General features: G+C 69.3%; 11 protein-coding genes. 2 read left to right on the forward strand and 9 right to left on the reverse strand.

All coding sequences use genetic code 11. The annotated features are described in order from the left end of the window. Window positions 1-115: 115 nt before the first annotated feature. Both AMK21_RS16860 and AMK21_RS16865 read left to right on the forward strand, forming a co-directional pair. The gene (locus AMK21_RS16860) at window positions 116-2,242 is read left to right on the forward strand and encodes a S9 family peptidase (RefSeq protein ID WP_073878664.1); all 2,127 of its coding nucleotides are present in this window, start codon (window positions 116-118) and stop codon (window positions 2,240-2,242) included. A gap of 206 nt (window positions 2,243-2,448) precedes the next feature. Beyond that, window positions 2,449-2,919, forward strand: coding sequence for a DUF3515 family protein (locus AMK21_RS16865; RefSeq protein ID WP_073878666.1), 471 nt, complete (start codon window positions 2,449-2,451; stop codon window positions 2,917-2,919). 31 nt (window positions 2,920-2,950) lie between these two features. Here the strand turns inward: AMK21_RS16865 and AMK21_RS16870 are convergent, their stop codons facing one another. The 9 genes from AMK21_RS16870 to AMK21_RS16910 all read right to left on the reverse strand — a co-directional run bounded on the left by AMK21_RS16870 (window position 2,951) and on the right by AMK21_RS16910 (window position 13,065). Next, on the reverse strand, window positions 2,951-4,201 hold the full coding sequence (locus tag AMK21_RS16870) for an ABC transporter ATP-binding protein (protein WP_073878668.1): 1,251 nt from the start codon (window positions 4,199-4,201) through the stop codon (window positions 2,951-2,953). Next, window positions 4,191-5,168: an ABC transporter ATP-binding protein gene (locus tag AMK21_RS16875; RefSeq protein ID WP_073878670.1), complete on the reverse strand. Its 978-nt coding sequence runs from the start codon at window positions 5,166-5,168 to the stop codon at window positions 4,191-4,193. Before AMK21_RS16875 ends, AMK21_RS16870 begins: the two co-directional genes overlap by 11 nt. Window positions 5,169-5,181: 13 nt before the next feature. Then, window positions 5,182-6,159, reverse strand: a complete 978-nt coding sequence (locus tag AMK21_RS16880; protein ID WP_073878672.1) for an ABC transporter permease — start codon at window positions 6,157-6,159, stop codon at window positions 5,182-5,184. Further along, the gene (locus tag AMK21_RS16885) at window positions 6,152-7,075 is read right to left on the reverse strand and encodes an ABC transporter permease (RefSeq protein ID WP_073878674.1); all 924 of its coding nucleotides are present in this window, start codon (window positions 7,073-7,075) and stop codon (window positions 6,152-6,154) included. Before AMK21_RS16885 ends, AMK21_RS16880 begins: the two co-directional genes overlap by 8 nt. A gap of 111 nt (window positions 7,076-7,186) precedes the next feature. Continuing rightward, entirely contained in the window at window positions 7,187-8,818 is a 1,632-nt protein-coding gene (locus tag AMK21_RS16890) for a peptide ABC transporter substrate-binding protein (protein WP_073878676.1), read from the reverse strand. A gap of 163 nt (window positions 8,819-8,981) precedes the next feature. Then, window positions 8,982-10,124: an ABC transporter ATP-binding protein gene (locus tag AMK21_RS16895; protein WP_073878678.1), complete on the reverse strand. Its 1,143-nt coding sequence runs from the start codon at window positions 10,122-10,124 to the stop codon at window positions 8,982-8,984. Further along, a complete protein-coding gene (locus AMK21_RS16900) occupies window positions 10,117-11,172 on the reverse strand; it encodes an ABC transporter ATP-binding protein (RefSeq protein ID WP_073878680.1) in 1,056 nt (351 codons plus the stop codon). Before AMK21_RS16900 ends, AMK21_RS16895 begins: the two co-directional genes overlap by 8 nt. A gap of 11 nt (window positions 11,173-11,183) precedes the next feature. Beyond that, the gene (locus AMK21_RS16905; RefSeq protein ID WP_073878682.1) at window positions 11,184-12,146 is read right to left on the reverse strand and encodes an ABC transporter permease; all 963 of its coding nucleotides are present in this window, start codon (window positions 12,144-12,146) and stop codon (window positions 11,184-11,186) included. Continuing rightward, window positions 12,139-13,065, reverse strand: coding sequence for an ABC transporter permease (locus AMK21_RS16910; protein WP_073878684.1), 927 nt, complete (start codon window positions 13,063-13,065; stop codon window positions 12,139-12,141). The genes AMK21_RS16905 and AMK21_RS16910 overlap by 8 nt, the downstream gene beginning before the upstream one ends. Window positions 13,066-13,112: the final 47 nt, after the last annotated feature.

The raw sequence follows: 13,112 nt of genomic DNA on the forward strand, positions 1-13,112 counted from the left end.
GATGGGTTCCTACCCACCGAGCGCTACGGATCATAACTATCCGTGCCAACGCATTGATCGGGGCACAGCAGCACGAGGGGCGCACGGACCGCTGCGCGAGGCTAAGTTCGGGGCCATGACCTCACCGAAGCTGTCCTTTCCCCGCCAGCACGCACGGACCCAGCGGTTCACTCTCGGCGCACCTCGCGCCTTCACCGTCTCACCGGATGAGACGCGGGTGATCTTCCTGCGCTCCACCTCGGGCACCGACCGGACCAACCGCCTGTGGGTGCTCGATCCGGCCTCCGGGGAGGAGCGGCTGGTCGCCGACCCCGAGGCGCTGCTGGGCGGTTCGGCGGAGCGGCTGTCGCCACAGGAGCGGGCCCGCCGCGAGCGGACCCGTGAGGGGTCGGCCGGAATCGTGTCCTACGCGGTGGACGCGGCGGCCGAGCTGGCCGCGTTCGCCCTGTCCGGAAAGGTGTACGTGGCCGAGCTGCGGGCCGGTACGGCGCGGGCGCTGCCGGTGCCGGGCCCGGTGATCGACCCGCGACCCTCCCCCGACGGGCGTCTCATCGCGTACGCCTCCAAGGGCTCGCTGCGGGTCGTGGGCGCCGAGGGCGAGGACGACCGGGCACTGGCGGAGCCGGAGGACCCCCATGTCACCTACGGTCTGGCCGAGTTCGTCGCGGCCGAGGAGATGCACCGCTTCCGGGGCTTCTGGTGGTCGCCCGAGTCGGACCGGCTGCTGGTGGCGCGGGCCGACGACAGCCCCGTGCAGCGGTGGTTCATCGCCGATCCCGCGCACCCGGAGCGCAGGCCGGCCGAGGTGGCCTACCCGGCGGCGGGGACGCCCAACGCCGAGGTGCGGCTCTTCGTGACCGACCTGGAGGGGGCCCGTACGGAGGTGGTCTGGGACCGGGCGGCGTTCCCGTACCTGGCCCAGGTCCACTGGTCCTCCGCAGGGGCGCCACTGCTGCTCGTGCAGGCCCGTGACCAGCGCAGTCAGCGGTATCTGGCGGTGGACCCGGAGTCCGGTGAGACCCGGATCGTCCATGTCGACGAGGACCCGGTGTGGCTGGACCTGTTCGGCGGGGTGCCCGCGTGGGCGCCGGACGGGCGGCTGGTGCGGATCGCGGACGAGGGCGGCGCGCGGGTGCTGGCGGTCGGCGACCGGCCGCTGACCGGGGCGCAGTTGCACATCCAGGCGGTGCTGGACGTCGGTGAGTCCGACATCCTGGTCTCCGCCGTGGCGGGTGAGGAGGCGGCGGCGCCGGAGACCGGCGAGAGCCATGTGTACCGGATCAACGAACTGGGAATCGAGCGGATTTCCGAAGGGGTGGGTGTGCACTCCGCCGTCCGCTCGGGCGACCTGACCGTACTGGTCTCGGCCACCCCGGACGAGCCGGGATCGACCGCCTGGGTCGTCCGGGACGGCAAGCGGCTGGTCCGGATCACGAGTCACGCCCAGGAGCCGGTGCTCGCTCCACGGGTCACACTCACCGAGGGGGGCGCACGGCGGATTCCGTGCGCCGTGCTGCTTCCGTCGGACTACCAGGAATCGGACGGTCCGCTTCCGGTACTGATGGATCCGTACGGTGGACCGCACGGCCGCCGGGTGGTCGCCGCCCACAACGCGTACCTCACCTCGCAGTGGTTCGCCGACCAGGGCTTCGCGGTGATCGTGGCGGACGGGCGCGGCGCGCCGGGCCGCTCGCCCGCCTGGGAGAAGGCCGTACGGGACGACTTCGTCCTCACCCTGGACGACCAGATCGAGGCCCTGCACGCGCTGGCCGGGCGCTTCCCGCTGGATCTGGACCGGGTCGCCATCCGGGGCTGGTCGTACGGGGGTTACCTCTCCGGCCTCGCGGTGCTGCGCCGCCCCGACGTCTTCCACGCGGCGGTGGTGGGCGCCCCGGTGACGGACTGGCGGCTCTACGACACGCACTACACCGAGCGTTATCTCGGCGACCCGGGGGCGCGGCCCGAGGTGTACGCGTACAACGCCCTGATGACCGAGGACGGGCTCTCCCACGCCGCCGAGGAGGTGCGCCCCATGATGATCGTCCACGGGCTCGCGGACGACAACGTGGTGGTCGCGCACGCCCTGCGGCTCTCCTCGGCGCTGCTGGCGGCCGGGCGGCCGCACGAGGTGCTGCCGCTGAGCGGGGTGACGCACATGACGCCGCAGGAGCAGGTGGCGGAGAACCTGCTGCTGCTCCAGGTGGACTTCCTCAAGCGGTCGCTGGGGCTGCCCCGCGCCTGAGTGCCCAACCGGCCGGAGCGACAAGACGGCGCCCCGGCCGGTCCACGGCACCCGCACGGCCGTACGTCGTCCAGCATGCGGCGTCCGTATATCGGTGTGACGACGGTCAAGTTGCCTGCCTGTTAACGGATCCGGCGGCGGTTGGGGTAGGTGTCGGGCGATAGGTTTCCGCACTGACCACCACATCACCGCACGGGGGAACCACCTTGACCAGGAACATCCATGGGCCGCTGCGCCTCGCCGCCGCCCTGACCGCCTGTACGGCCCTCCTCGCCGGATGCGGCGGGGCCGGCTACAGCCTCTCCACGCCTCCCTTCGCGGGCAGTCCGGCCTGCGACACGCTCACCGGCGAACTCCCCGCCCGGCTGGGCGGCTACGACCTGGAGAGATCGGACGTGACCGGCGCCGCCGCCTGGGGGGACGGCGACGTCATCGTCTACTGCGGAATGCCCGAGCCCGAGGCCGGTGGTGAGTGCATCGACGAGGGCGGCGTCGACTGGGTCGCCCAGCCGCCGGCGGACGACCGGACCGCCAAGATGTTCTCCACCCAGGGCCGTGACCCCGGCGTCCAGGTCCGGCTCCGCAACGAGACCACCGACGCCTCGGCCGTGCTATCGGCGCTCGGCCCGGCCGTGAAGGGCATCGAGGCCCGCCGGCCCTGCGGCACCGCGGGCTGACCCCGTGGAGCAAGCGGGCCGGGGGCGCGCCTCAGACCTTCGGCGGACCCTCCGGCCCGCCCGGCTCCTCCCCCGGCCCGCCCACGTCCTCCACCGGCCGGCCACGCGTCGTCGTCCCCGGTGCCTCCACGTCCGGCCCCGGCGTACGCCCCGGGGCGTGCAGCTCGCCCTCCGCCGGCACCACGCGCTTCTCCTCCGCGAAGTGGCACGCCGAGTCGTGCCGGGCCGGGGAGTCGACGTCCCGGAACTCCGCCGGGACCGCCAGCAGCGGCACCTCCAGCTCGCACCGCTCCCGCGCCTTCCAGCAGCGGGTACGGAAGCGGCAGCCCGAGGGGATGTTGGCGGGCGAGGGCACGTCACCGTGGAGGATGATCCGCTCCCGGTGGGAGCGGGCCTCCGGATCCGGTACGGGGACGGCGGAGAGCAGCGCCTGCGTGTACGGGTGGGTGGGGTGGTCGTAGATCTCCGCGTCGGAGCCGATCTCCACGATCCGGCCGAGGTACATCACCCCGACCCGGTCGGAGATGTGCCGGACGATGGAGAGGTCGTGCGCGATGAAGACGAAGCTGAGGCTGAACTCCGCCTGGAGTCGGTCCAGCAGGTTGACGACCTGGGCCTGCACGGAGACGTCGAGCGCGGAGACCGGTTCGTCGGCGACGATGATCTCCGGGTTGAGCGCGAGGCCGCGGGCGATGCCGATGCGCTGGCGCTGGCCGCCGGAGAACTGGTGCGGGTAGCGGTTGATGTACTCCGGGTTGAGCCCGACGACGTCCAGCAGGTCCTGCACCCGCTGCCGGCGGCTGCCCTTGGGGGCGACCTCGGGATGGATCTCGTACGGTTCCCCGATGATGTCGCCGACCGTCATGCGCGGGTTCAGCGAGGTGTACGGGTCCTGGAACACCATCTGGATGTTGCGGCGTACGGCCTTCAGGGCCCGCCCGGAGAGCTGGGAGATGTCCTCGCCCTTGTAGCGGATCGCGCCGGCGGTGGGCCGCTCCAGGTGGACCAGCATCCGTGCGACGGTCGACTTGCCGCAGCCGGACTCCCCCACGATGCCGAGTGTCTCGCCCGCGTGGAGGTCGAAGTCGACGCCGTCGACGGCACGGACCGCGCCGACCTGCCGCTTGAAGAGGATGCCCTGGGTCAGCGGGTAGTGCTTGGCGAGGTCCCGTACTTCGAGGATCGGCTCGCCCTCGACGTACGGCCGCGTTCCCTCCCCCGCCTTGGACAGCAGGGTGGAGCCCGCCGCGCCCCCGTCGGTCCCCTCGCGGTCAACGTGCATCGAGCGTCTCCTTCCAGAAGTGGCAGGCGCTCCGGCGCTGTGCGTCCACCTCGTAGAGCGGCGGCACATCGCTGCGGCACACGTCCCGCGCCATCGGGCAGCGGGGGTTGAACGCGCAGCCGGGCGGGATGTGCAGCAGGTTGGGCGGCAGGCCCTTGATCGCGTAGAGCTCCTGCCCCTTCTGGTCCAGGCGCGGGATCGACCGGAGGAGGCCCTTGGTGTACGGGTGGGCGGGCGCCTTGTAGATCTCGTGGACGGGGGCGGTCTCCACGATCCGGCCCGCGTACATCACCGCGATCTTGTCGGCCACGTCCGCGACGACGCCGAGGTCGTGGGTGATCAGGATGAGGCCCATGTTCAGCTCGCGCTGGAGCTCGGCGAGGAGGTCCATGACCTGGGCCTGGACGGTGACGTCGAGGGCGGTGGTGGGCTCGTCCGCGATGATCAGGGACGGCTCCAGGGCCAGCGCCATCGCGATCATGATGCGCTGGCGCATACCGCCGGAGAACTGGTGCGGGTAGTTGCCCACCCGCTCCTTGGCCGCGGGGATGCGGACCCGGTCCATCAGCTCGACCGACCTGGCCCGCGCGTCCTTGCGGGACATCCCGCGGTGGACGACGTACATCTCGCCGAGCTGTTCGCCCACGGTGAGGACCGGGTTCAGCGAGGAGAGCGCGTCCTGGAAGATCATGGCCATCTCCTGGCCGCGGATCTTGCGCCGCTCCTCCGCCTTGAGCGTCAGGAGGTCCTGGCCCTTGAAGACGATCTCGCCGCCGGTGATCTTGCCGGGCGGCATGTCGAGGATGCCCATGACGGCCTGGGCGGTGACGGACTTGCCGGAGCCGGACTCCCCGAGGACGGCGAGAGTCTCGCCTTCGGCCACCGAGTAGTTGACCCCGTTGACGGCCCTGGCCACCCCCTCGCGGGTGTGGAACTCCACGTGCAGATCGCGCACTTCGAGCAACATGGCAACCGGCTCCTCAGCGCAGCTTGGGGTCGAGGGCGTCGCGCACCGCGTCGCCGAGCATGATGAACGCGAGCACGGTGACCGCCAGCGCACCGGCGGGCCAGAGCAGCATGTGCGGGGCGTTGCGGATGTAGTTGGAGGCCGCGGAGATGTCGATGCCCCAGGAGACGGCCGGGTCCTTCAGGCCGACCCCGAGGAAGGAGAGGGTCGCCTCCAGCGAGATGTACGTGCCGAGCGCGATGGTCGCCACGACGATGACGGGCGCGATGGCGTTCGGGGTGATGTGGCGCAGCAGCATCCGGGAGTTGGAGGCGCCGAGCGCGCGGGCCGCCTGGACGTAGTCGTTCTGCTTGGCGGTGATCACCGAGCCGCGGGCGATACGGGCGATCTGCGGCCAGCCGAGCAGGACGATGAAGCCGACGACGGGCCAGACGGTGGAGCTGGTGACGACGGAGAGGAAGACCAGGCCGCCGAGGATGACGGGGATGCCGAAGAAGACGTCGGTGAGGCGGGAGAGGATCGAGTCCCACCAGCCGCCGAAGAACCCCGCCAGGCCCCCGAGCACGCTGCCGAGGATCGCGACGCCGAGGGTGGCGCAGACGCCGACGGTGACCGAGGTGCGGGTCCCGTAGACGACCCGGGTGTAGACGTCGCGGCCCTGCGGGTCGAAGCCGAAGGGGTGGCCGGGCTCGGAGCCCTTCTGGGCGTCGTCCAGGTCGGCCTGGAGGGGGTCGCCGCTCGCGATGAGCGAGGGCCAGATCGAGATGATCACCAGGAAGAGGATGACCAGCGCGGAGATGATGAAGACCGGGTTTCGCCGCAGGTCGCGCCAGGCGTCGGACCAGAGGCTGCGCGGCTTTCCGGCCGGCCCCGTCCCCTCGGGCCCGCCCGGGGTCTTCTCCAGGCTGGTGCCCTCCTCCATGGCGAGGTCCGTCGCGCCGCCGGCGCCCGCCTGGGAGATCGCTTCGTCCGGGGTCTGCGGCTCAGGCATAGCGGATCCTCGGGTCGAGTACGGCGTACAGGAGGTCGACGATCAGGTTGGCCGCCAGGAAGACGAGGACCAGGATGGTGACGAACCCGACGACGGTCTGGGAGTTCTGGCGCAGGATGCCCTGGTAGAGCTGGTAGCCGACCCCGTGGATGTTGAAGATCCGCTCGGTGACGATGGCTCCGCCCATCAGGGCGCCCACGTCCGTACCGATGAAGGTGACGACGGGGATCAGGGAGTTGCGCAGCAGGTGCCGGACCACGACCCGGCGCCGGGGCAGGCCCTTGGCGACGGCGGTGCGTACGTAGTCGGCGCGGGCGTTCTCGGCGATCGAGGTCCGGGTGAGCCGGGTGACGTAGGCGAGCGAGACCGAGGCGAGGACGAGGCCGGGCACGAGGAGTTCGTCGATGGTGGGGTCCGAGGAGACCGAGGGCTTGATGATGCCCCACTTGACGCCGAGCAGGAGCTGGAGCAGCAGGCCGGTGACGAAGGTCGGGACGGCGATGACGACCAGGGTCAGGATGAGGACCGTGGTGTCGACGGGGCGACCACGCCGCAGGCCGGTGACGACGCCGAGGCTGATGCCGATGACGATCTCGAACACGATCGCGACGATGGTGAGCCGGATCGTGATGGGGAAGGCGGTGGCCATCAGCTCGGTGACCTTCTGCCCGTTGAACGCGGTGCCGAAGTCGCCGGTGAAGAGGTTCCCCATGTACGTCAGGTACTGCTGCCAGACCGGCTCGTCGAGGCCGAACTCGGAGCGCAGCTGGGCGGCGGTGGCCGGATCGCACTGGCGGTCGCCGCAGAGGCCCGCGATGGGGTCGCCCATCACGTTCACCATGAGGAAGATCAACAGCGTGGTGCCGAAGAAGACGGGGATCATCTGCAGCAGCCGCCGGACCACATAACGTCCCATGAGGGGCTCCGGGGGTCGGGGCGAACGGGCGGACGGGCGGACGGGCGGACGGGGCGAACGAGCCGGGGCCGGGGTGCGCACGTCGAGCGCCCCGGCCCCGGTCTCAGCGGGTCACTTGACCGTGATCTCCGTGTAGACCGGCACGCTGAACGGATTCAGCTCGACGTTGTCGACGCGCTCCGAGTAGCCCGCACTGCCGTTCTGGTACCAGAGCGGGACGGCCGGCATCTGCTCGACGAGCACCCTCTCGGCGTCCTGGAAGGTGGTGATCGCCTTCGCCTTGTCGGTCTCGGCGTTCGCCTGGTCGACCAGGTCGTCGAACTCCTTGTTGGTCCACTTGCCGTCGTTGGACGAGGCGTTGGTGTAGTAGAGCGGCTGGAGGAAGTTCTGGATCAGCGGGTAGTCCATCTGCCAGCCCGCGCGCCAGGGGCCCGTCAGCTTCTGGGTGGAGACCTGGCTGCGGAAGTCGGCGAAGGTGCCGATCGCGCCGCCGACACAGGCCTGGTTGTTGCCCATGACGTTGTTGATGCTGTTGCAGACGGCGTCGACCCACTCCTTGTGGGAGCCGGTGTCGGCGTTGTACGAGATCTTCAGCTGGCCGCCGGGGATGCCGCCGCCCTCGTCGATCAGCTTCTTGGCCTCGGCCTTGTCGTACTCGCACTCCTTGCCGCAGAGCCCTTCCTTGAAGCCGCCGTCCTCGCCGAGGACCGGGGAGGTCCAGTCGGTCGCCGGGGTGCGGGTCTTCTGGAAGATCTGGTCGGTGATCTGCTTCCGGTTGATCGCCATGGAGAGGCCCTGACGGACCTTGCGGGCGCCGTCGGTGTTCCATTCCTTGGTGTAGAACGGGAAGGCGAGCGTCTGGATGATGCCGGCGGGGGTGTTGATGTACCGGTCGCCGAGGTCCTGCTCCACGTTCCGGAGCTGCGAGGCGGGTACGTCGTCGACGAGGTCGAGGTTGCCCGAGGTCAGGGAGGTGTATGCGGTGTTGTTGTCGGTGAAGACCTTGAGGTCGACGCCGCCGTTCTTCGCCTTGTCGTCGCCGGGGTAGTCGTCCCAGCGGCGCAGGTTCATCGAGGAGCCCTTGGCGTACGACTCGATGGTGTACGGGCCGTTGCCGATGGGCTTGGAGAGCCAGGCGTCGTGGTCGTCGTAGAACGCCTTGGGCAGCGGTACGAAGGCGGAGTAGCCGAGGGTGTCGGGCCAGAGGGAGAACTTCTGGCTGAGCTTGGCGGTGAAGGTCAGGTCGTCGACGACCTTGAGGCCGGCGAGCGTGTCGGCGGAGGCGGAGCCGGACTCGGGGTGGACCTTGTCGTACCCCTCGATGTACTGGAAGAAGTAGGCGTTCTTCTGGTTGTTCTTCAGCGCCGCGCCGTAGTTCCAGGCGTCCACGAAGGACTTGGCGGTCACCTTCTCGCCGTTGGAGAAGGTCCAGCCGTCCTTGAGCTTGATCGTGAAGTTCTGGGCGTCGCTGGATTCGATGGACTCGGCGAGCATGTTCTGGGCCTCGCCGGTCTTGGGGTCGTACCGGATGAGCCCCCGGAAGACCATGTCGAGGACCTTGCCGCCCTGCACCTCGTTGGTGTTCGCGGGCTCCAGCGGGTTCTGCGGGTCGCCCCAGGAGGAGCTGACGATCCCGTCGGCGCCGCTGCCGCCGCTGTCGTCACCTCCGCCGCCGCAGGCCGTCGCTGCGAGGGCGACGGCCACCGCACATGCGGCCCACCTGGTCCGTGTGGCTCCGCGCATGAAGTGCCTCCTAGAGTCATCGAGTAGCCCAATGCCTCATATCACCCCATACCGCCATGTATTGCATGCGGGCTTACCCCGTACGGGCACGGGCGCGTCCGGACACGACGATGCCCGGCCCCTCGGAGAGGGCCGGGCATCCGACGTACTGCTCAGCGTTCGGTCACGCCGCGTGGACGACGTCCTTCTCCTCGGCGAAGTGGCACGCCGACTCGTGCGCGGCCGGCCCGCCCGAGGTGACGAAGCGCTCGGGGATCGCCAGCAGCGGCATCTCCGTGGCGCAGCGCTCCTCCGCCTTCCAGCACCGGGTGCGGAAGCGGCAGCCCGACGGCGGGTTCGCCGGCGACGGAACGTCACCGGTGAGGATGATCCGTTCGCGGCCCTCACGCGCTGAGGGGTCCGGCACCGGCACCGCGGAGAGCAGCGCCTGGGTGTACGGGTGCGTCGGGTGGTCGTAGATCTGCGCGTCCGTACCGATCTCGGCCATCTTGCCGAGGTACATGACGCCGACCCGGTCCGAGATGTGCCGGACGATGGAGAGGTCGTGCGCGATGAAGAGGTAGGAGAGGTTGAACTCGTCCTGGAGCTTCTCCATCAGGTTGATGACCTGCGCCTGCACCGACACGTCGAGCGCGGAGACCGGCTCGTCGCAGATGATGATCTCCGGGTTGAGCGCGAGGCCGCGGGCGATGCCGATGCGCTGGCGCTGACCGCCGGAGAACTGGTGCGGGTACCGGTTGATGTACTCCGGGTTCAGGCCGACGACGTCCAGGAGATCCTGGACCTTCCGCCGCCGGTCCCCCTTCGGAGCCACCTCGGGGTGGATCTCGAACGGCTCCCCGATGATGTCGCCGACCGTCATGCGCGGGTTCAGCGAGGTGTACGGGTCCTGGAACACCATCTGGATGTTGCGTCGCACGGCCTTCAGCGCGCGCCCGGACAGCTTGGTGATGTCCTGGCCCTTGTAGAAGACCTCGCCGGCGGTCGCCTTCTCCAGCATCATGAGCAGCTTGGCGACGGTGGACTTGCCGCAGCCGGACTCGCCCACGATGCCGAGCGTCTCGCCCTGGAAGAGATCGAAGGAAATCCCGTCCACGGCCTTGACCGCACCGATCTGCTTCTTGAAGAGGATGCCCTGGGTCAGCGGGAAGTGCTTGACCAGGTTGCGCACCTGGAGAATCGGCTCGCCCCGCTCGACCGGCGCCTGGATGGCGGCCACGGCCTCCTCTTCGGTGGCGGCGTCGACCGTCTCCACCTCGGTGACGTTGGGGGTGGCGTCCACGGACTCCTTGTCGAGCTCAGCCATGGATCGTCTCCTTCCAGAAGTGGCACGCGCTGCCGCGGCCCGGCAGGTCGGTGCCGTCGCGCTCGGTGACCGGGTGCAGCAGCGGGATGTCCGTACGGCAGATGTCCTCGGCCTTGGGACACCGGGGGTTGAACGCGCAACCCGGCGGGATACGCGTCAGGTTGGGCGGCAGGCCCTTGATCGCGTAGAGCTCCTGGCCCTTCTGGTCCAGACGCGGGATCGAGTCGAGCAGACCGCGGGTGTAGGGGTGCGACGGGCGGCTGTAGAGCTCGTGCACCGGAGCGGTCTCCACGATCCGGCCCGCGTACATCACCGCGATCTTGTCCGCGACGTCGGCGACCACGCCGAGGTCGTGGGTGATCAGGATGAGCCCCATGTTGTACTCGCGCTGGAGCTCCGCGAGCAGGTCCATGACCTGGGCCTGGACGGTCACGTCGAGCGCGGTGGTCGGCTCGTCCGCGATGATCAGGTCGGGCTCCAGGGCGAGCGCCATCGCGATCATGATGCGCTGGCGCATACCGCCGGAGAACTGGTGCGGGTAGTCGTCGACCCGCTCCTTCGCCGCCGGGATGCGGACCCGGTCCATCAGCTCGATGGACTTGAGCCTGGCGTCCTTCTTGGACATGCCCAGGTGTACGCGGAACATCTCGCCGAGCTGGTAGCCGACGGTCAGGACCGGGTTGAGCGAGGAGAGGGCGTCCTGGAAGATCATCGCGACCTTGCGGCCCCGGATCTTGCGGCGCTCCTCCTCGGGCATGGCGAGCATGTCCTTGCCGCGGAAGAGGATCTCTCCCTGCGGGATGCGGCCCGGCGGCATGTCGAGGATGCCCATGATCGCCTGGGCGGTCACGGACTTGCCGGAGCCGGACTCGCCGAGCACGGCCAGCGTCTCACCGGCGTCGACGGTGTAGTTGACACCGTTGACCGCCTTGGCGACACCCTCGCGGGTGTGGAACTCGACGTGCAGGTCCCGGACTTCGAGCAGCGGGCCCTGGTGGTCGTCGTCGCGAGGGGCGGGGACGTTCGCAGTTTTTTCCATGGTGGTCACGTACGCCTCCCTCAGCGCAGCTTGGGATCGAGGGCGTCGCGGACCGCGTCGCCGAGCATGATGAACGCCAGCACGGTGATGCTGACGAAGCCGGCCGGGAAGAGCAGCGGGTGCAGCGCCTCGCGGATGCGCCCCAGGGACTGGTTGATCATGACGCCCCAGGAGATGGTCGGCTCCTGGATACCGACACCGAGGAAGCTCAGCGTCGCCTCGGCCGAGATGATCACGCCGAGCGAGATGGTCGCCAGCACGATCAGCGGGGTCAGCGCGTTCGGCAGCACGTGCCGGAACATCAGCCGGCCGGTGGAGGCGCCGAGCGAGCGGGCGGCGGTCACGTAGTCGGACTGCTTGGTCTGCATGGCGGTGGACCGCATGATGCGGGCCATGCTCATCCAGCCGAGCACGGTGAGTGCGCTGAGCACGCCCCAGATGCCGCCGATGCGGAATCCGTCGTCGTCGCGGAAGCTGTTGAGGATCACGATGGCGCCGACCAGGAACGGAATGCCCATCACGATGTCGATGCCGCGGGAGATGACCGCGTCGACCCACCGGCCGTAGAACCCGGCGACGAGGCCGAAGATCAGGGCGATGAGGGCCGATCCCAGGGTGGCGAGGACGCCGACGGTGATCGAGGTGCGGGTGCCGTGGATGGTGCGGGCGTAGACGTCGCAGCCACGGGCGTCGTAACCGAACCAGGCGTCGGCGCTGGGCTTCTGCAACGAGCGGCCCAGCTCGCACAGTTGCGGGTCGGCGCTGGCGAACAGGGACGGGAACGCCGCCATGGCCACCAGCACCAGGATGATGCCGGAGGGGATCAGGAAGAGCGGTCGGCGAACGAGGTCGCGTACCGCGTCCTGGAGGAGGCTGCGCGGCTTGGCCAGCTCCTTCACGGGGGCCTTGGGGGCCTCGGCCGAACCGGCCAGGGGCTCCTCGCCGGACGCCGGGGCGACGGAAGTCTTGGTTGCGTCACGCATAGCGAATCCTCGGGTCAAGCACGGCATAGAGCAGGTCCACGACGAGCGCCATCACCACGTAGACGATGACGAGAAGGGTCACGAAACCGACCAGCGCCGGTCCGTCCTCGATCTGGATCGCCTTGAAGAGGTTGTAGCCGACACCGGGGATGTTGAAGATCCGCTCGGTGACGATCGCCCCGCCCATCAGCGTTCCGAGGTCCGCGCCGAGGTACGTGACCACGGGGATCAGCGAGTTCCTCAGGACATGGATCCCGGTGATGCGGGACGGGGAAAGGCCCTTCGCCTTGGCCGTGCGCACGTAGTCCATGCGCAGGTTCTCCGCGACGGAGGCCCGAGCGAGACGTGCGATGTAGGCGAGCGAGACGGAACCGAGCACGAGGCCGGGCAGAAGGTAACTGATGAAACCTTCGTTGGTCCCCGAGACGGGGAAGATGCCGGCCTTGACGCCCAGGAAGATCTGGCTGACCTGCCCGAGGACGAAGATCGGGACAGCGATGACGGTCAGCGTGGAGAGCAGGACGAGGTTGTCCAGGAACTTCCCGCGCCGCATGCCCGCCATCACACCGGCTGCGACACCGATGATCATTTCGAAGACGAAGGCGATGCCGGCGATGCGGAGGGTCTCCGGCCACGCGTCGGCGATCATCTCGCTGATGGGACGGCCGCCACTGAGGCTCGTCCCGAAATCACCCTGGACCAGACCCGCGAGGTAGTAGCCGTAGCGGATCGGCAGGGGGTCGTCCAGGTGGTACTGCGCGGTCAGCGCAACTCTGATGCTTTCCGGAACAGGTCGCTCTCCGTACAGGTTCTGTACCGGATCGCCGCCCATGGCGGTGACGAGAGCGAAGACCAGAAAGGTGGTCCCGATGATGACCGGGAGCATCTGGAGCAGCCGTCTTGCGACGTAGCGGCCCATGGTTCCTCCTCGTGGGAACGACGGGGGGCGGATTGGGTCCGCCCCCC

Source organism: Streptomyces sp. CB00316 (assembly GCF_001905595.1).
Classification (GTDB): Bacteria; Actinomycetota; Actinomycetes; order Streptomycetales; family Streptomycetaceae; genus Streptomyces.

Excerpts from the sequence above, each read along its gene's own strand:
- AMK21_RS16860 (WP_073878664.1), top strand. The coding sequence starts at position 116 with ATGACCTCACCGAAGCTGTCCTTTCCCCGCCAGCACGCACGGACCCAG.
- AMK21_RS16870 (WP_073878668.1), bottom strand. The coding sequence starts at position 4,201 with ATGCACGTTGACCGCGAGGGGACCGACGGGGGCGCGGCGGGCTCCACC.
- AMK21_RS16875 (WP_073878670.1), bottom strand. The coding sequence starts at position 5,168 with ATGTTGCTCGAAGTGCGCGATCTGCACGTGGAGTTCCACACCCGCGAG.
- AMK21_RS16880 (WP_073878672.1), bottom strand. The coding sequence starts at position 6,159 with ATGCCTGAGCCGCAGACCCCGGACGAAGCGATCTCCCAGGCGGGCGCC.
- AMK21_RS16885 (WP_073878674.1), bottom strand. The coding sequence starts at position 7,075 with ATGGGACGTTATGTGGTCCGGCGGCTGCTGCAGATGATCCCCGTCTTC.
- AMK21_RS16890 (WP_073878676.1), bottom strand. The coding sequence starts at position 8,818 with ATGCGCGGAGCCACACGGACCAGGTGGGCCGCATGTGCGGTGGCCGTC.
- AMK21_RS16895 (WP_073878678.1), bottom strand. The coding sequence starts at position 10,124 with ATGGCTGAGCTCGACAAGGAGTCCGTGGACGCCACCCCCAACGTCACC.
- AMK21_RS16905 (WP_073878682.1), bottom strand. The coding sequence starts at position 12,146 with ATGCGTGACGCAACCAAGACTTCCGTCGCCCCGGCGTCCGGCGAGGAG.
- AMK21_RS16910 (WP_073878684.1), bottom strand. The coding sequence starts at position 13,065 with ATGGGCCGCTACGTCGCAAGACGGCTGCTCCAGATGCTCCCGGTCATC.